This window comes from Streptomyces sp. NPDC093260 (assembly GCF_040683715.1).
GTDB classification, from domain to species: domain Bacteria; phylum Actinomycetota; class Actinomycetes; order Streptomycetales; family Streptomycetaceae; genus Streptomyces; species Streptomyces sennicomposti.
This window is the reverse complement of sequence record NZ_JBFBEK010000002.1, coordinates 19,791-36,454: the sequence shown is the minus strand read 5'-3', so window position 1 is coordinate 36,454 and position 16,664 is coordinate 19,791. Positions and strand designations below refer to the sequence as shown.

General features: G+C 74.1%; 15 protein-coding genes. 6 read left to right on the top strand and 9 right to left on the bottom strand.

The genetic code is table 11. The features are described from left to right. Positions 1–84: 84 nt before the first annotated feature. From folK to AB0N63_RS02390, 5 genes are all read right to left on the bottom strand, one after another. Entirely contained in the window at positions 85–696 is a 612-nt protein-coding gene (gene folK / locus AB0N63_RS02410) for a 2-amino-4-hydroxy-6-hydroxymethyldihydropteridine diphosphokinase (RefSeq protein WP_365522998.1), read from the bottom strand. Beyond that, positions 693–1,052 carry a dihydroneopterin aldolase gene (gene folB, locus AB0N63_RS02405; protein ID WP_019982532.1) on the bottom strand — a complete coding sequence of 120 codons (360 nt, stop codon included), beginning with the start codon at positions 1,050–1,052 and terminating at the stop codon, positions 693–695. Before folB ends, folK begins: the two co-directional genes overlap by 4 nt. A gap of 260 nt (positions 1,053–1,312) precedes the next feature. After that, entirely contained in the window at positions 1,313–1,816 is a 504-nt protein-coding gene (locus tag AB0N63_RS02400) for a nuclear transport factor 2 family protein (protein WP_365522995.1), read from the bottom strand. Continuing rightward, positions 1,813–2,766 (bottom strand): dihydropteroate synthase, encoded by a 954-nt coding sequence (gene folP / locus AB0N63_RS02395; protein WP_365522992.1) that lies wholly within the window; start codon positions 2,764–2,766, stop codon positions 1,813–1,815. The genes AB0N63_RS02400 and folP overlap by 4 nt, the downstream gene beginning before the upstream one ends. Positions 2,767–2,873: 107 nt before the next feature. Next, positions 2,874–4,685 (bottom strand): phosphatidylglycerol lysyltransferase domain-containing protein, encoded by a 1,812-nt coding sequence (locus AB0N63_RS02390; RefSeq protein WP_365522989.1) that lies wholly within the window; start codon positions 4,683–4,685, stop codon positions 2,874–2,876. A gap of 229 nt (positions 4,686–4,914) precedes the next feature. Here AB0N63_RS02390 and AB0N63_RS02385 point away from each other — a divergent pair, with 229 nt between their 5' ends. Then, positions 4,915–6,042, top strand: coding sequence for an alpha/beta hydrolase-fold protein (locus AB0N63_RS02385; RefSeq protein WP_365522986.1), 1,128 nt, complete (start codon positions 4,915–4,917; stop codon positions 6,040–6,042). 266 nt (positions 6,043–6,308) lie between these two features. Next, entirely contained in the window at positions 6,309–7,706 is a 1,398-nt protein-coding gene (locus AB0N63_RS02380; RefSeq protein WP_365522983.1) for a hypothetical protein, read from the top strand. Positions 7,707–8,311: 605 nt separating this feature from the next. On the opposite strand, the gene AB0N63_RS02375 is transcribed toward AB0N63_RS02380, so the two are convergent. Together AB0N63_RS02375 and AB0N63_RS02370 are read right to left on the bottom strand one after the other, a co-directional pair. Continuing rightward, positions 8,312–9,655, bottom strand: coding sequence for a PH domain-containing protein (locus AB0N63_RS02375; RefSeq protein ID WP_365523780.1), 1,344 nt, complete (start codon positions 9,653–9,655; stop codon positions 8,312–8,314). Positions 9,656–9,771: 116 nt separating this feature from the next. Continuing rightward, entirely contained in the window at positions 9,772–10,275 is a 504-nt protein-coding gene (locus AB0N63_RS02370) for a PH domain-containing protein (protein WP_365522980.1), read from the bottom strand. A 31-nt stretch (positions 10,276–10,306) separates the two neighbouring features. Here AB0N63_RS02370 and AB0N63_RS02365 point away from each other — a divergent pair, with 31 nt between their 5' ends. Then, positions 10,307–11,458: an NADH-quinone oxidoreductase subunit D gene (locus tag AB0N63_RS02365; RefSeq protein WP_365522978.1), complete on the top strand. Its 1,152-nt coding sequence runs from the start codon at positions 10,307–10,309 to the stop codon at positions 11,456–11,458. Here AB0N63_RS02365 and AB0N63_RS02360 read toward each other — a convergent pair. Beyond that, positions 11,423–12,439 carry an SAM-dependent methyltransferase gene (locus AB0N63_RS02360; protein WP_365523777.1) on the bottom strand — a complete coding sequence of 339 codons (1,017 nt, stop codon included), beginning with the start codon at positions 12,437–12,439 and terminating at the stop codon, positions 11,423–11,425. The two genes, AB0N63_RS02365 and AB0N63_RS02360, sit on opposite strands and share 36 nt — an antisense overlap. Before the next feature lie 259 nt (positions 12,440–12,698). On the opposite strand from AB0N63_RS02360, the gene AB0N63_RS02355 reads away from it, so the two are divergent. From AB0N63_RS02355 to AB0N63_RS02345, 3 genes are all read left to right on the top strand, one after another. Then, entirely contained in the window at positions 12,699–13,904 is a 1,206-nt protein-coding gene (locus AB0N63_RS02355) for a sensor histidine kinase (protein ID WP_365522975.1), read from the top strand. 64 nt (positions 13,905–13,968) lie between these two features. Further along, positions 13,969–14,640, top strand: coding sequence for a response regulator transcription factor (locus AB0N63_RS02350; RefSeq protein WP_365522972.1), 672 nt, complete (start codon positions 13,969–13,971; stop codon positions 14,638–14,640). 128 nt (positions 14,641–14,768) lie between these two features. Next, the gene (locus tag AB0N63_RS02345) at positions 14,769–15,401 is read left to right on the top strand and encodes an AAA family ATPase (protein WP_365522969.1); all 633 of its coding nucleotides are present in this window, start codon (positions 14,769–14,771) and stop codon (positions 15,399–15,401) included. A gap of 130 nt (positions 15,402–15,531) precedes the next feature. On the opposite strand, the gene AB0N63_RS02340 is transcribed toward AB0N63_RS02345, so the two are convergent. Next, positions 15,532–16,638 (bottom strand): DUF5937 family protein, encoded by a 1,107-nt coding sequence (locus AB0N63_RS02340; RefSeq protein WP_365522967.1) that lies wholly within the window; start codon positions 16,636–16,638, stop codon positions 15,532–15,534. Positions 16,639–16,664 lie beyond the last annotated feature (26 nt).

Genomic DNA, 16,664 nt, shown 5'->3' with positions numbered 1-16,664 from the left:
GACCGTGGTCGGGCGTGGGCGGCCCCCGGGCCGGACCCGCTCGCCGGGCCCGGCCGCGGCCGTACGTCGTCTAGACCTTAACGACTACTCGGGCAGCCTGAGTTCCAGGTCCGCGCGCGGTTCGACGCCCGCACGGGTGACGGAGGCCAGCAGCCCGGAGACCGGCCCGCGGCCCGGGAGCTGCGCCTCGGGGTCCACGTCGTGCCACGGGGCGAGGACGAAGGCCCGCTCGTGGGCGCGCGGGTGCGGCAGCGTCAGCCGCGGGTCGTCGGAGACGACGTCGGCGTAGGCGACGATGTCGACGTCGATCGTGCGCGGCCCCCACCGCTCGTCCCGCACCCGGTTGAACGCCTCCTCGATGGCGTGGGCGCGCTCCAGCAGGGAGGACGGCGGCAGCGTCGTCTTCAGGACCACCACCGCGTTGAAGTACGACGGCTGGGAGCCGGGCTCGACGCCCCACGGTTCGGTCTCGTAGACGGGGGAGACCGCCTTGATGCGCACGCCGGGCGTGTCCTCCAGGGCGTCGACGGCGCCCTGGAGGGTCTCCAGGCGGTTGCCGAGGTTGGAGCCGAGGGAGATGACGGCCCGTTTCGGGTTGCTGAGGGTGGTGTCGGCGGCGTCGACCTGCTCGACGACCGAGGCGGGCACCGGCTGGACGGTCGGGTCGCTGTGACCCTGGAGGAACGGTCGGGTCATACTCGGCTCCGGGTGATGGTGACGGTCACGTCGTCGAAGGGAACGGTGATCGGGGCGTCCGGCTTGTGGACGCAGACCTCGACCTGTTCCACTCCCTCGTGCTTCAGACAGACCTGGGCGATGCGCTCGGCGAGCGTCTCGATCAGGTTCACCGGCTCGCCCTCCACCACGGCCACGACCTCCTCGGCCACGATGCCGTAGTGCACGGTCTTCGCCAGGTCGTCGTCGGCCGCGGCCGGCCGGGTGTCCACACCCAGGACGAGGTCGACGAGGAAGGTCTGGCCCTCCTCACGCTCCTTGGGGAACACTCCGTGGTGCCCGCGGGCCTTCAGGCCGCGCAGCGCGACACGATCCACGCGAATCACTCCTGCAGTCGTCGGTGACGGCCGGTTCGTGCCGCGTGCGGGCGGCACACCGGTCTCGGACGAATCTACCCGCGGGCACCGACAGCACCGGGCTGCGGGGACGGGTGCGGCGCCCGGACCGCGAGAGGTTCACCGGACGTTTCCCCTGGCGGAACCACCTGCTCGCGGTCGGCGGGCCGTCTCGGGTCCCCGTGGTCGTGATTCCGGCCACTCGTGGCGTCCGCCGTCCTTCTCGCGTTGCCCCTACCCACTCAGGCGGGGGTGTCGTCGTCCTCGTCGCCGCCGTTTTCGGCCAGAACCGGCGAGGCGTGGTGGGACCAGAGCTTCCAGCCGAGCGGGGTGCGCCGGAACACGTTGGTGGCGACCACGAGCTGCCCGACCAGCGGCCCCAGCTCGTCGCCGCCCTCGGGGGCGGGGCCGCCGCTGAGGATGTTCTCCGTGCAGGTCACCAGGGCCGTGTCGCCGGTGACGGAGACGTGCACGTCGGTCAGGAAGAACTGGATGTAGTCGGTGTTCGCCATGATCAGCGCGTATGACCGCAGCACCTCGCCGCGGCCGGTGAGCGCCGGCCAGCCCGGGTGCACGCAGGAGATCACACCGGCGTCGGCCGGGTCGTGGTACTCCTCGTCGACGCCCAGGTCGGAGGGGGTGAGCCAGAGCGAGGTCAGCTCCTCGAAGTCACCCCGCTCCAGTGACTCGTAGTAGGCGGTGTTGGCGGCCTCGACCTGTTCGACGTCGGTGTGGGGCGCGCTCACCGGGCTCCTTCGGCCGAGCGCGCGGGGGCCGCGGCGGACGCGGTGCCGCCGGGCGTGCCGTCGCCGGGCGCGGTGTCGGCCGGGGCGGCGGCCCGGGCCTGCTCCACGGCGCGGGCGACCCGTACGGCGTCGGCGGTGGCGCGTACCTCGTGCACGCGCACCGCCCACGCGCCCGCGTGCGCCGCGAGCGCGGAGACGGCGGCGGTGGCGGCGTCGCGCTCCCGCGCGGGCGGCGGCGCGCCCTCCGGACCGGCCAGCACCCGGCCGAGGAACCGCTTGCGGGAGGCGGCGACCAGCACCGGGTGGCCGAGCCCCAGCAGCCGGTCGAGGCGGGCCAGGAGAGCGAGGTCGTGCTCGGCGTCCTTGGAGAAGCCGAGGCCCGGGTCGACGACGACGCGGTCGGAGGCGACACCGCCCTCCAGAACGGCCGCCACGCGCGCGTGGAGTTCGTCGGCGACCTCGGTGACGACGTCGGCGTAGACGCCCCGGACGTTGCCGCCCGCCAGGAAGCCGCGCCAGTGCATGACGACGAACGGCGCGCCGGCGGCCGCGACCACGGGGATCATGTCGGGGTCGGCGAGGCCGCCGCTGACGTCGTTGACGAGGGCAGCGCCGGCGGCGAGGGCCTGCTCGGCGACGCGGGCGCGCATGGTGTCGACCGAGACGGTGACGCCCTCGGCGGCGAGGCCGCGGACGACCGGGACGACCCGCCGCAGCTCCTCGGCCTCGTCCACCCGGGTGGCGCCCGGGCGGGTGGACTCGCCGCCGACGTCCACCAGGTCGGCGCCCTGCGCGACCAGGTCGAGACCGTGCTTGACGGCGGTGGTCGTGTCGAACCAGCGGCCGCCGTCGGAGAAGGAGTCGGGGGTCACGTTCACCACCCCCATGACCGCGCAGCGGTCCCATGCCGGAAGGCCCGCGACTCGCCCGCGCCCGCTGTGGTTGCTCATACGTTCAGCCTAGGGCCAGAAAGCGAGACAAGTTGCCCCCGGCCCGACCCGCGGACCCTCCCCCCGACGACCCGCCGGGGGGAGCGCCGGACCGGCCGGGGACCGGGTCACGCCGCGCGCATGTCCCGTTCCGCGACCGTGTGCGCGCACGGGCGTTCGGCGGTCCGGCGGCGGCGCAGGAAGCGGGGCAGCGGCAGCGCGAGGTTGACGAAGCCCTCCGCCTGCATGGTGGCGAAGCCGATCCGCGGCAGGTCCGAGGAGGCGCGGTAGACGATGTACCGCGGCTCCCAGCGGGGCTGGAACTTGGCGTTGAACTTGTACAGCGACTCGATCTGGAACCAGCGCGACAGGAACACCAGCAGTCCGCGCCAGGCCCGCAGCACCGGACCCGCGCCGATCTTCTCGCCGCGCGCCAGCGCGGAGCGGAACATCGCGAAGTTCAGTGAGATCCGTTCGATGCCGAGCTTCGGGGCGGCCTGGAGCGTGGCGACGATCAGCAGTTCGTTCATGCCGGGGTCGGCCGAGCGGTCGCGCCGCATCAGCTCCAGGGACGCGCCGTCCTTGCCCCAGGGCACGAAGTGGATGATCGCTTTCAGGTCGCCGTACTCGCCGGCCGCGTCGTCCTGCTTGTGCGCGGTCGCTATCAGGCAGTCCCCGTCGGAGGGGTCGCCGATCCGGCCGAGCGCCATGGAGAAGCCACGCTCGGTGTCGGTGCCGCGCCAGTCCTCGGCGGCCCGCCGGATCCGCTCCAGCTCGGCGTCGCCGAGGTCACGGATGCGCCGTACGCGGGTTTCGTAGCCGGCCCGCTCGATGCGCTTGACCATCTGGCGGACGTTGCGCATCGCGCGTCCGGCGAGCGAGAAATCCGCGACGTCGACCACCGCCTCGTCGCCGAGTTCCAGCGCGTCCAGCCCGGTCTCGCGGGTCCACACCTCGCCGCCGGTCTCGGAGCAGCCCACCACGGCGGGCGTCCAGGAGTGGGCCTTGGCCTCGTCCATGAAGCGCTCGATGGCGCCGGGCCAGGCCTCGACGTCGCCGATCGGGTCGCCGCTGGCGAGCATCACGCCGGAGACGACGCGGTAGGTCACCGCGGCCTTGCCGCTGGGGGAGAAGACGACCGCCTTGTCGCGGCGCAGCGCGAAGTGGCCGAGCGAGTCGCGGCGGCCGTGTTTGGCCAGCAGCGCCCGCAGCTTCCCCTCGTCCTCCTCCGACAGCCGGGCGGCCGGGTGCTCGGGGCGGAAGGCGAGGTAGGCGGTGGTGACCGCGGTGATCCAGCCGAGGGCGCCGAGGGAGTAGGCGACCGTCCAGGAGGTGTTGCCCTGGTAGTCGACGGGCCCCTCGAAGCCGACCAGGCCGTACAGGACGTGGGTCAGCCGGTCGGCCAGGCTGGGGTCGCCGACCACGCGGTGCGGGTGGGTGCTGACGATCAGCATGCCCAGCGCCACCGAACCGGCGCTCATCAGCACGAAGTTGGTCAGCGCCCGCCACCTGCTGCGCGGGTCGGGCAGGGCCGAGAACTCCTTGCGGTGCATCACCAGCGGCGCCAGCAGCGCGAGCGAGATGACGGCGCCGATGACGGAGTGCCGGTAGCCGAACTCGGCCGCGGCGCCCGCCGGGAGCAGCACCACGGCGGCCCGCCAGGCCCGCCGCTTGCGCCGCTTCAGGCCGTGCGCGAGCAGCAGCAGCAGGACGCCCGCGCTGAGCGAGAGCGCCGCGACGAACGGTCCGAACGACCCCGGCAGCACCTCGACCATGGCGTGCATCCGGCTGTGCCGGAAGCGCGGGAAGACGGCCGCGGCGATGTCGAGGAGGCCGACGAGCGCACAGGCCCTGCCGATGAGCACGGGGACGGCCTCCGGGCGGGGGCCGCGGAGTACGCGTCGCACCCGACCCGAGCGGCTCGGAACCCCGTCCGACATTTCCCCATCTACCCTGACAGACATCGCATCCCGTAGTTCTGCGAGAGACCTTGGACCCGGTGCCGATCGGGCATCCGGTGACATTGCGCCCTCTAGGACGGTGTCCAGGGGAGAGAGGTTCACTCCCCGACGGAAATCCCGGTCCAAGTCCGGGGAAAGCCCGGGGCAAGTCCGCGCCGAGAGGCGGGGGCCGGCCCAGGGCGCGGAGCAGAGGCAGGAAAGAGCGCCCATGGGTCTCACGAGCAAGAAGGTGCTGGTACTGGCGGTCGTGTTCGCCGTACTGCTGTTCGTCGCCACGGTGTGGCTGTGGCCACGTCTGGCCCGTCGCAACTGGCTGGCCGTCAGCGGGCGCGTCGGCATCCTGCTGGCCACCCAGACGGCGATCTTCGCCTGCGTCGGGCTCGCCGCCAACCAGGCCTTCGGCTTCTACGCCAGCTGGGCGGACCTGTTCGGGCAGGAGACCGACCAGGGCGTCGTCATGGACCACGCCCCGAACGGCGGCGCCGCCGGCCCGCTCCAGGTGGTCGGCACCCAGCAGGTGCAGGCGGCGAACGGGACCCGGCCCCAACTGACGGGCCAGATCCAGAAGGTGGACATCGTGGGCCGTACGACCCACATCGCTTCGCCCGCGTTCATATACCTGCCGCCGGAGTACTTCCAGCCGCAGTACCGCACGCGCACGTTCCCGGCGACCGTCGTCCTCACCGGCTACCCGGGCACCGCCCAGGCGCTGATCAGCAAGCTCGACTATCCGCGCACGGCGCAGAGCCTGGCCAAGAAGGGCCGGATGCAGCCGATGATCCTGGTGATGCTGCGACCGACCGTGGCGCCGCCGCGCGACACGGAGTGCGTGGACATCCCGGGCGGGCCGCAGACCGAGTCGTTCTTCGCCAAGGACCTGCCCGACGCCGTGCACGCCCACTACCGGGTCGGCAACCGGGGCAGCAGCTGGGGCATCGTCGGTGACTCCACGGGCGGTTACTGCGCGTTGAAGCTCGCCATGCACCATCCGGAGGTGTACGCGGCGGGCGCGGGACTGTCGCCGTACTTCAAGGCGCCGATCGACCCGACGACGGGCGATCTCTTCCACGGCCAGGAGAATCTGAAGAATCGCGCCGACCTGATGTGGGCCGTCAAGCACCTGCCGGCGCCCGACACTTCGCTGCTCGTCACCAGCAGCCGGCAGGGCGAGAAGGACTACAAGAACACCCTGAAGTTCATCGACGCGGTCAGGGCGACGGACAAGACCCGTATCTCGTCGATCATCCTCGACAGCGGCGGCCACAACTTCAACACCTGGAAGCGCGAGATCCCGGGGACGCTGGAGTGGCTGAGCCAGCGGCTGGCCGAGCACTGAAAATGATCTTGCAAGAGTTCGCGACGGGAAAAGCAGCGGAACTCGGGGGGAACTCGGGCAGGCCGCCGGACCGTATGCCGGGCGTGTGCGAGGCGGGAAGTCCGGCGTCCGCCCGGGATCGGTGGAAGCGGTAGTGGAGGCGGAACTCCTCATGTCCGGTGAAGATTTCGGTATGGCCGCCTTTTTGCGGGGCGGGCGCCCATGTTTCGCCTACGCGCGGTAAGTTTCTGGCCATGCCACGTGGACGTCACCGCCATTCCCCTCCTTTGCACAGGCTGTTGCCGCCCTCGGCGATCGCCGGCGTCTCCCTCGTCTGCGCCCTGGGTCCCTGGGTGTTCACCGCGCCCGCCCTGCTGCGGTCCCTCGCGGCGGCGGCCGCGGTGACGGCGGTCGGCGGCGCGTTCGTCATGCGCCGCTGGGACGCCCAGGCGGGCCGTCAGGTCGCCGACCTCACGCGCGCGCGGGCGAGCGACGAGTGGCGCTTCGAGGAACGGGTCGCCGAACTCGAGTCCGACCTCGAGGAGTCGCGGGAGTTGCGCGTCCGGCTCGAACAGAAGCTGCGGGCCAAGCGGACCGAACTCGCGGGCCTGCGCAACGAGCACGCGGCGCTGCTGCGGCGGTACGCCACGGCGGAGACCGAGCGGGCGAGCGCTCTGGAGGGCCGCCGCCTGCTGGAGATCGAGGCGGCGCCGGACGCCCGGGCCCTGCCCGCGGCGCCGGTGGCGCCCGGGACGCCTGGCGCGGTCACGGAGCCCGCGGCCGGGGTCGCTGCTCCCGGGGCGGCTACGGCGGTCGCCGCGTCCGGTACGTCCGCGGCGCCCGACGCGTCGGCGGTGGCTGCCGACGCCCCGGCCGAGGCGACCGGGAAGCCGGCGGGCGTGGCTCCCGCCGTGTTCTCGCCCAAGGGCTCCGAGCTGTTCCGGGCGGCGGGGGCCGCGCTGGCGCGGTTGGCGAAGGACGAGGAGCCCGCGCCGGGTACGGTTCCCGAGCCGTCGGACGCCGCGGAGGCGGAGCCGGTGGCCGAGGCGGTCGACGACGCGGGTACCGAGAGCGCCGAGACCGCCGCCGAGGCGGACGAGGACGCGGCCCCTGCCGCACCCGAGGCGCCCACCGTGCCGACCGGCGCTGCGCCCGCCGGGGTGACTGCCGCCCCCGGGGCCGACATCGATGCCGAGGCACCCCCCGCGCGGGGCGACAACGCCGCCGCGGAGGCGGCCGAGGGGCGGCCCGAAACGGCCGACGGGCACGAGCCGACCGCCGCCGCACCGGCCGAGGAGCGGGCCGGCCGGGCGGGCGAGGCCGCCGACGCGGCCGTGCCGCAGACGGGCGGCAGCCCCGCGCGGCGGCCCGCGGGCCACTTCACCGTGCCGACCGCCGTGGCCGTGGTGCCGCCCGCGCCCGTACGGCGCCCGGTGGTCGAAGGCGGGTTCGACTTCTTCGGCACGAAGAAGGGCGCGCCGCCCGCCGCGCTGGAGGCCGTGCAGAACGAGGACCTGGCGGACGTCGTGGGCCAGGAGGCCCTGGCCCTGCACAAGGCCGAGGCCGAGTCGCAGTACCGTCCGGCCGGCGCCGGGACACACGCCGTGGGCCAGGTCATCGACCTGACGGCGCACGACGAGACGGAGCAGATCGACGTACAGAACCTGCGGAGCGCCGCGTCCTGACAGCGGGACACGGCCCGCGGGCGGGCGGCAGGACATGAGGGGCGCGGCACACGAGTGCCGCGCCCCTCACCACTGCACGCCGCGTCTCGCGCCGCCTCGCGTCTCGCTCCGGCACTACGCCGCGCGGCAGCTTCTCCGCCGGCCGGCGGCGGCCCCGCCGAGGCGGCGCGCCCCGCCTGGGAGCAGCCCCGGGGCTCCGGCGCTCAGCCACCACGGTCCGCGCCCTCCGTTGACGGTCCGCGCCCACTCCACCCCCGCCGCCCCGCTGGAGGCGACGCTCGGCCGCACGTGACCGCACCCGGCGGCGCTCCCCGCTGGAGACCACGCTGGGCCGTGCGCGACGTAACCGGCCGCGCTCCCCGCCGGAGGCGACGCTCGGCCGCGTGCGACCGCACCCGGCGGTGTGCCGCGCGTGGTGGTGACCGGCCCGCGCCCGGCGCCGCTCCCGCCGGACGCACCGCTCAGCCGTGCGGGACCGCACCCGGCGATGGTCCCGCGCCCAGTGACGCTCCACCCCCGCGCCGCTCCCGTCGGAGGCGAGGCTCGGCCGCTCCCGGCGGTCTCCGCCGGGCCGGACGGTGTTCCCGTCGGCCCGGCGGCTCCCCTCAGCCCCGCTGCGACGCCCCGGAGCGGCCCTGCTCCGTCGCCCCCGAGGTGTCCTTCGTCATCCAGCGGTCCGGGGTGGCGCGGCGGCGGCCCGTGCGGGAGTGGTCGGCCTGGTCGTGGAGGAGGCGGGCCGCCTCCTCGGCGTCCCGCAGACGGGCCGTGACCGTCTTGTCCGCCCCGGTGTCCACGTGCACGTCGGCGACCCGCCACGCCCGCAGCCACGGCCCCTGGGTGAGCCGTACGCTCTGCACCTTCGCGTGCGGCACCAGGGCGAGCCGGCGGCGCAGCAACCCGTGCCGGGCGGCGAACACCGTGTCGGTCACGGCGATCCCGTGCCCCCGCCACCACACCGGCACGCACCACCGGGCGCGTCGTGGCGGCCGGGCCAGCGCGGTGTCCTCGGGCACCGTCACCCCGGGCAGCACCCGGGCGACCACCGCCTCGGCGATCTCGCGCGGCGCGACCGGCAGCAGTACCGAGTTCGAGGACCCGGCCACGTCCAGTTCGACCCGGACCCAGCCGCGCCGCCGCCACAGCAGCGGCTCCACGATCCGTACGGTCTGCACCCGGCCGGGCGGGATCGTCTCGTGGGTGCGGTCCAGGAGGCCGCGGTCGATGCGCAGCCCGTCGGGCGACTCGCTCAGCGTCCAGTCGTAGGCGCCGAGGAAGCGCCCGACGCTGCTGGTCACGGCCCCGCCGAGCAGTGGCACGGCGGCGGCGAGCACCGTCCACAGGCTGTGGGTGGCCAGCCACAGCAGCGGCGGCACCACGACGGCCGTCAGCAGCGAGCCCCAGGTCGCGCCGATCAGCAGCAGCGAGACGGCGATCACGCGCGCGGGGACCCGGACCAGCTCCCGCGCGGGCGCCTCGCCCACCGCCTGCGCGGTCTCGGGCGCGAACCCGGCGGCGCGGGCGAGCAGTTCGGCGCGCAGCGCGCGGGCGTCCTCCTCGCCGAGGAAGGCGAGTTCGTCCTTCTTGTCGGCCCCTATGACGTCCAGCTTCAGCTTGGCCACGCCCGCGACCCGGGCGAGCAGCGGCCGGGTGACGTCGACGGCCTGGATGCGCTCCAGCCGGATGTGCGCGGTGCGCCGGAACAACAGGCCGGTGCGGATGCGCAGTTCGGAGTCGGTGACCGCGTAGTGCGTGAACCACCAGGACAGGAAGCCGTACAGCGCGGCGGCCGGAATCAGCACCGCGATCCCGATCAGCAGCGTGGTCGTCGTCAGCCGGGTCAGCTGCCGCTGCGCCTGGTCGGGGTCGTGCACGGCCCAGCCGGCGAGGACGGTGACCGGCGCCCAGGCCCGCCGCAGCGGGGTGACGGGATGCAGCCGCCGCTCGGTCACGCCGACCGCGACCGGGTCTTTCGCGGCGTGCTCGTCCGGGGCCGCACCGTCGTCAGGGATCGTCCCGTCGTCCGGGGCCGCCCCGTCGTCCGGGGCCGCCCCGTCGTGCGCCGCCGTCACAGTCCCGCCGATCGTGCCTCGCCCAGCTCGGTGAGCCGGTCGCGCAGACGTTCGGCCTCGGCCGGGTCCAGGCCGGGGATGGTCGCGTCGGTCGCGGCGGCGGCCGTGTGCAGCTGTACGGTGGCCAGCCCGAAGCGCCGTTCCACCGGCCCGGAGGTCACCTCGACCAGCTGCATCCGCCCGTACGGCACGACGGTCTCCTCGTGCCACAGCACACCCCGGGTGATCAGCAGGTCGTCGGCGCGCTCGGCGTACCGCCAGGAGCGCCAGTTGCGCCCCAGCACCCGCCAGCCCCACACCGCCACGGCCACCGGCAGCAGCGCGAACGCCGACCAGAGCGGCCCGGCGGTCAGCCCGAGCACGACTCCCACGGCCACGGCGATCAGCCCCAGCCACACCACCAGCAACAGCCGTCTCATCCGCAGCAGGCCGGGCCGCAGTGCGGTCCACACCGGCTCGCCCCCCGCCGTCATGCCCTCTTCCAGGCTCCCCGTTTCCATGGGGCAAGCGTACGTAGGGGAAACTGGGCCCATGACTCCCAGGACGGAGACCACGGTCGGGGTCGGCGGCGCCGCGGAGAGCACCGACATGGTGCTCAACATCGGCCCCCAGCATCCCTCCACGCACGGTGTGCTGCGGCTGAAGCTGGTGCTGGACGGCGAGCGCATCACGCGCGCGGAGCCGGTGATCGGCTACATGCACCGCGGCGCGGAGAAACTGTTCGAGGCGCGTGACTACCGGCAGATCATCATGCTGGCCAACCGCCACGACTGGCTGTCGGCGTTCTCCAACGAGCTGGGCGTGGTCCTGGCCGTGGAGCGGATGCTCGGCATGGAGGTCCCCGAGCGCGCGGTGTGGACGCGGACCCTGCTCGCGGAGCTGAACCGGGTCCTCAACCACCTGATGTTCCTCGGCTCCTATCCGCTGGAGCTGGGCGGCATCACCCCGGTCTTCTACGCCTTCCGGGAGCGCGAGGTCCTCCAGAACGTGATGGAGGAGGTCTCCGGCGGCCGGATGCACTACATGTTCAACCGGGTCGGCGGCCTCAAGGAGGACCTCCCGGCGGGCTGGTCCACGCGCGCGCGTGCCGCCGTCGCCGCCGTGCGCTCCCGGATGGACGTCTTCGACGACCTGGTGCTCGGCAACGAGATCTTCCGGGGGCGCACCCGGGGCGTGGGCGCGCTCTCGCCGCGCGCTGTGCACGCCTACGGTGTGAGCGGGCCGATCGCGCGCGCCTCCGGCGTCGACTTCGACCTGCGGCGCGACGAGCCGTACCTCGCGTACGGGGAGCTGGGCGACGTCCTGAAGGTGGTCACCCGGCAGGAGGGCGACTGCCTGGCCCGCTTCGAGTGCCTGCTGGAGCAGACGCACAACGCGCTCGACCTCGCCGACGCGTGTCTGGACCGGCTCGCCGAGCTGCCGCCGGGCCCGGTCAACCAGCGGCTGCCCAAGGTCCTCAAGGCGCCCGAGGGGCACACCTACGCCTGGACCGAGAACCCGCTCGGCATCAACGGCTACTACCTGGTCAGCAAGGGCGAGAAGACGCCGTACCGGCTGAAGCTGCGGTCCGCGTCGTACAACAACATCCAGGCCCTGGCCGAGCTGCTGCCGGGGACGCTGGTGGCGGACATGGTGGCGATCCTCGGCTCAATGTTCTTCGTGGTCGGGGACATCGACAAGTAGGCCCGGCGCGTCCGGGAGCAGGTCCCGCAGCTCCAGGAGGTCCGGGTCCGCCGGTCCGGCCGGCTGGAGCAGCCAGCCGAAGTCGCCGAGCCCCCCGGGCGCGGTCAGCTCGGCGGCCTGCCCGGCACGCGCGAGGGCGCGCACATACCGCGCGGGGTCGCTGGAGGCGAGCGTGAGCGGGGGGCGTGCGCCGGTGATGCCGAGCGCGTGCAGGGCCGCGCGCTGGGTCAGCACGCGGGCGCGCGCCGGGGCGGGGCCGGCGGCGGCGCACGCGTCCAGGGCGACGTGCGCCGTGAGGTCGCAGGACCCGTCGGGCACGGGCGCCGTCTCGCGCCCCTCCCGGAACCCGGTGAGCGTCCCGAAGGGCGGCCGGTGCGCGGCGGTGTGCGCGTAGTCGACGGCGACCGCGAGGCCGCGCCGCAGCCGGGACACGGCGCTCGCCCAGGCGGTGTCCCGGGGCAGCCCGATCTCCGCGCGCAGGCCCGGTTCGCCCGGCAGCGGCCACCACCGCGCCAGCCAAGCCGCCTCCGCCCCGCCGACCGGCTCCCCGAGCCGTTCGGCGCCGTCGCGCCGTACGAGCACGTACCGGGGGACGCCCTCGGGGTCCACCTCGGCGACCTCGACCGGGACGTTGTCCAGCCACTCGTTGGCGAACAGCAGCCCGGTGGCCCCGTCCGGGGGCTCGGGCAGCCAGGCGATCCGGTCGTCGAGGCCGTGCGGGCGGCCGGCGATCTCGACGGCGTGCACGCGTGCGCGTGCGGCCACCTCGGCGGGCAGCGCGCCGAGCACTCCGGCGGCCAGCTCGCCCCGCCCGGCCGCCATGTCCACGAAGTCGAGCCGCGCGGGCCGTCCCAGCGCCTCGTCCACCCGGCACAGCAGCCGTGCCACGGCCGTCGCGAACAGCGGCGAGGCGTGCACGGACGTACGGAAGTGTCCCGCCGGGCCCTCGGGCCGCCGGTAGAAGCCGTCGGGCCCGTACAGCGCGTCCCGCGCCGCCGCCCGCCAGCCGAGCCACTCGCCGGCGGTCCCACCGGCCCCGCCTCCGCCGGCCCCACCGGCGCCACCGGCCCCACTGGCCGTCCCGGCCGCCGGACCGCCCTCGTCCGCAGTGTCGTTCGCCACGTCGTCAGCGTAGGCGGACAACTGATCACTGCCTCCACCTTGGGGAGTACGAGGGGCGGGCGGGGATCGCCCCTCCGGTTGACCCCTGCACCTATCCGGTGTCCCTACTCTGGGTTACGTGCAGCGTCTCTATGACTTCCTCCGCAGACACCCGATGTGGGTCGACGGCTTCTGGGCCCTTGTCCTGCTCGGGCTCTCCAGCGTGAGCGCGGTGGCCGTCGACAGGACGCCGCACCACTACGGATCGCTCGGTCCCGCGCTGGCGGTGTCCGTCGTCCTGTGCCTGACCGTCGCGCTGCGCCGCCGGATGCCGGAGAAGATGGTGCTGCTCGCGGCGGCGGCCGGCTTGGCGCAGCTGATCGGGAACGTCGAGACGCTGGTCGCCGACTTCGCCATGCTGGTGATCGTCTACACGGTCGCGGCGATCGGCGCCCGGTGGGCCTCCCGGTTCGCGCTGGCCGGCGGGATGTGCGCGGCGACCCTGGCGCAGATCCGCTGGCCGGAGGAGCGGGCGAGCGCCTGGGGCCAGATCGCGCTGGCCGTCTTCCAGACGGTGCCGTTCGCGCTGGCCTGGGTGCTCGGCGACTCCATGCGCACCCGGCGCGCCTACTTCGCGCAGCTGGAGGAGCGCGCGGCCCGGCTGGAGAAGGAGCGCGAGGCGCAGGCGCAGGTCGCGGTCGCCGCCGAGCGCGCCCGGATCGCGCGCGAACTGCACGACGTGGTCGCGCACAACGTCTCGGTGATGGTGGTGCAGGCCGACGGCGCCGCCTACGTCCTCGACGCCGCCCCCGACCAGGCGAAGAAGGCCCTGGAGACGATCTCCTCCACCGGCCGTCAGGCGCTGGCCGAGATGCGCCGCCTGCTGGGCGTGCTGCGCACCGGCGAGCACCAGGAGGGCGGCGAGTACGTCCCGCAGCCCGACGTCGAGCAGATCGAGGACCTGGTCGAGCAGTGCCGGGAATCCGGTCTGCCGGTCGACTTCCGGATCGAGGGCACCCCGCGCCCGCTGCCCAGCGGCGTCGAGCTGACCGCGTACCGGATCGTGCAGGAGGCGCTCACCAACACGCGCAAGCACGGGGGACCGAACGCCGGTGCCAGCGTGCGCCTGGTGTACTTCGACGACGGCCTCGGCCTGCTCGTCGAGGACGACGGCAAGGGCGCCCCGCACGAGCTGTACGAGGACGGCGGCGTCGACGGGCAGGGGCACGGCCTGATCGGCATGCGGGAGCGGGTCGGTATGGTCGGCGGCACGCTGGACGCGGGCCCGCGCCCGGGCGGAGGCTTCCGCATCAGCGCCCTGCTGCCGCTCAAACCGGCGCACTGACCGCCACCGCACGCTGCCTGTTGACACCTGTCACGTTCCCGACGGAAGACGGAAGAGGACCCCGATGACGATCCGCGTGATGCTCGTGGACGACCAGGTGCTGCTGCGCACCGGATTCGGCATGGTGCTCGCCGCCCAGCCGGACATGGAGGTCGTCGCCGAGGCGGGCGACGGCGTCGAGGCCCTCCAGGTGCTGCGGGAGACCCCCGTCGACGTGGTGCTCATGGACGTGCGCATGCCAAAGTTGGACGGGGTGGAGACCACCCGCCGCGTCTGTGCCGGGCCGAACCCGCCCAAGGTGCTGATCCTGACCACCTTCGACCTGGACGAGTACGCCTTCTCCGGGCTGAAGGCGGGTGCCTCCGGCTTCATGCTCAAGGACGTGCCGCCCGGCGATCTGCTCACCGCGATCCGCGCCGTGCACAGCGGCGACGCGGTCGTCGCGCCGTCCACCACCCGCCGGCTGCTCGACCGGTTCGCGCCGATGCTGCCCACCGCCGGGCAGGGCCCGCAGCACAAGGAGCTCCAGCGGCTCACCGAGCGCGAGCGCGAGGTGATGACCCTGGTCGCGCAGGGCCTGTCGAACGGCGAGATCGCTGCCCGGCTGGTGCTGTCGGAAGCCACCGTGAAGACGCACGTGGGCCGCATCCTGACCAAGCTCGGCCTGCGCGACCGGGTGCAGGTCGTGGTCCTCGCCTACGAGACGGGGCTCGTCCGCGCGGGCGGCCGCGGCTGAGGCGCCGAGCCCGCTGACGCCGGGTGCCCTGCCGGCCGAAGCCGGTGCGCCCGGAAGCGCGGAGGCCGGTGCGCCCGGCCGTGCCTCAGCGGGGGCGCGCGTGGCCGCCAGGGTCTACAGTCGCCCGCATGCTGCTGTGGATCAACGGCCCCTTCGGGGGCGGCAAGACGCAGACCGCGCACGAGCTGCGGCGCCGGCTGCCGGGCAGCGTGATCTGCGATCCCGAGCACGCCGGCTTCGGGCTGCGCCGGATGTTCCCGCCGGAACTGCGCGGTGACTTCCGTGAGCTGGCCGCCTGGCGGCAGGGCGTGACCGAGGTCCTCGATCAGGTCGTCGCCCGGCACGACGGCGAGGTGATCGTCCCGATGACCGTCACCGACCCCGGTCACTTCGCCGAGACCGTCGGCCTGCTGCGCGAACGCGGCCACGACGTACGGCACTTCACCCTCCTCGCGCAGCGCGAGACCGTGCTGCGGCGGCTGCGCGAGCGCGGCTTCGGACGCGTTCTGCGGTACGCCAGCGGCAACGCCCCCCGGCCGGCCGGGGAGAGCTGGGCCGTGGAACAGCTCGACCACTGCCTCCAGCGGCTCGCCGAACCGGAGTTCGCCGAGCACCTGTGGACCGACCACTCGACGGTGCCGCGGACCGCCGAGCGGATCGCGGTCCTGTCCGGGCTGACCCTGCGTCCCAACACGGACGGCGCGCTGCGGACCCGGCTGCGGCAGGCGGGCGTGGGCATCCGGCACATCAGGTTCGACTGAACGCGGTCGCCGGCCGCAGGTGGCCGCTGACCGCGGGCCGCGCCGTCCCCAGGGTCTTTCGCTTGGATCAGGTCGGATCAGGGAGCGGTGCCAGGGCCCGCGAGCCCGGCATGATCCGTACGAGAGGGCCCTAGCGCAGCACGCTCTCCAGGAAGTCGCTGCCCAGCCGGGCCACCGTCGTCACGTCCAGCTGGTGGTAGACGTACCGGCCGCGGCGCCGGGTGGTGACCAGGCCCGCTTTCTTCAGCACGCTCAGGTGCCGGGATATCTCGGGCGCGGACATGCCGTGCGCGTGGGTCAGCTCGCTGGTGGTGAACGCGCTGCGGGCCAGGCTCCGGCACAGCCGCATCCGCACCGGATGGGACAGCGCGGACATCCGCAGGGTCAGCTGCTCCACCGAGAGCGGCGCGGCCAGCTCCGCCGGGCCGATCGGGTAGTGCAGCACGGGATGCCAGCCGTAGCGGTGCAGGACCATCAGATGGGGCCGGCCGAGGCTGGTCGGCACCAGCAGCAGGCCGCCGGCCCTGGTCGCCGTACGCCCCTCGCCGAGCTTGTCGACGGTGATCCGGCCCGCCGTGTCGTCCAGCGCCAGAGCGGGCGACACCGCGGCCAGCGCCTCCGCCAGCCCCTTGTGCCGCAGCAGCTCCGTCTTGTGCCGGGCGTCGGCGGCCAGCTGGTGGCGCAGCCGGGACCAGGTCTCCGCGAAGAAGGCCTCGTCGCAGTCGGTGAGGAACTGCCGCAGCCAGGCCCGGATGCGCGGCGGATCGGCCAGCAGCCGCTCGGCGAAGCGCACCTGCTGCGGCCCGCGCGCGGCGGCCAGCTCCAGGGCGCGGCGGCGCAGCGCCGTGTCGGCGAGCGGGCCCGGGCCGGGGTGGCTGTAGGGCAGGGCGCAGGTGAACTCCAGGGCCGCGTCCACGAACTGTACGTCGGACAGCTTGTCGAGCAGGTCCAGGTCCTCGGCGAGGGTCGCACCGGGCAGCGCGGTGGCGTCGGGTATGCCCGCGTACGGCAGGAACAGGTCGGAGAACGTCGTCCGCCACAGGAAGTCGGCCTCGCACATCCGGTCCGCCAGGTGCGAGTCGAGCCGGGCGGTGACGCCCGTGACCCAGCCCTGGAGCCCCGGGTGGTGCTGCGGCTCGGACAGCGTGTGCAGCGCCATGCCCAGCTCGGCCAGGGGTGAGGGCACGACGGCGACCTGGTCCGGCCGCAGCCCCGCGATGTCGATGCGCACGCTCATGGACCCATGGTGCACGCCCCCACTGA

Excerpts from the sequence above, each read along its gene's own strand:
- AB0N63_RS02370 (WP_365522980.1), bottom strand. The coding sequence starts at position 10,275 with ATGGAAACGGGGAGCCTGGAAGAGGGCATGACGGCGGGGGGCGAGCCG.
- AB0N63_RS02385 (WP_365522986.1), top strand. The coding sequence starts at position 4,915 with ATGGGTCTCACGAGCAAGAAGGTGCTGGTACTGGCGGTCGTGTTCGCC.
- AB0N63_RS02340 (WP_365522967.1), bottom strand. The coding sequence starts at position 16,638 with ATGAGCGTGCGCATCGACATCGCGGGGCTGCGGCCGGACCAGGTCGCC.
- AB0N63_RS02350 (WP_365522972.1), top strand. The coding sequence starts at position 13,969 with ATGACGATCCGCGTGATGCTCGTGGACGACCAGGTGCTGCTGCGCACC.
- AB0N63_RS02365 (WP_365522978.1), top strand. The coding sequence starts at position 10,307 with ATGACTCCCAGGACGGAGACCACGGTCGGGGTCGGCGGCGCCGCGGAG.
- AB0N63_RS02390 (WP_365522989.1), bottom strand. The coding sequence starts at position 4,685 with ATGTCGGACGGGGTTCCGAGCCGCTCGGGTCGGGTGCGACGCGTACTC.
- folP (WP_365522992.1), bottom strand. The coding sequence starts at position 2,766 with ATGAGCAACCACAGCGGGCGCGGGCGAGTCGCGGGCCTTCCGGCATGG.
- AB0N63_RS02345 (WP_365522969.1), top strand. The coding sequence starts at position 14,769 with ATGCTGCTGTGGATCAACGGCCCCTTCGGGGGCGGCAAGACGCAGACC.
- folK (WP_365522998.1), bottom strand. The coding sequence starts at position 696 with ATGACCCGACCGTTCCTCCAGGGTCACAGCGACCCGACCGTCCAGCCG.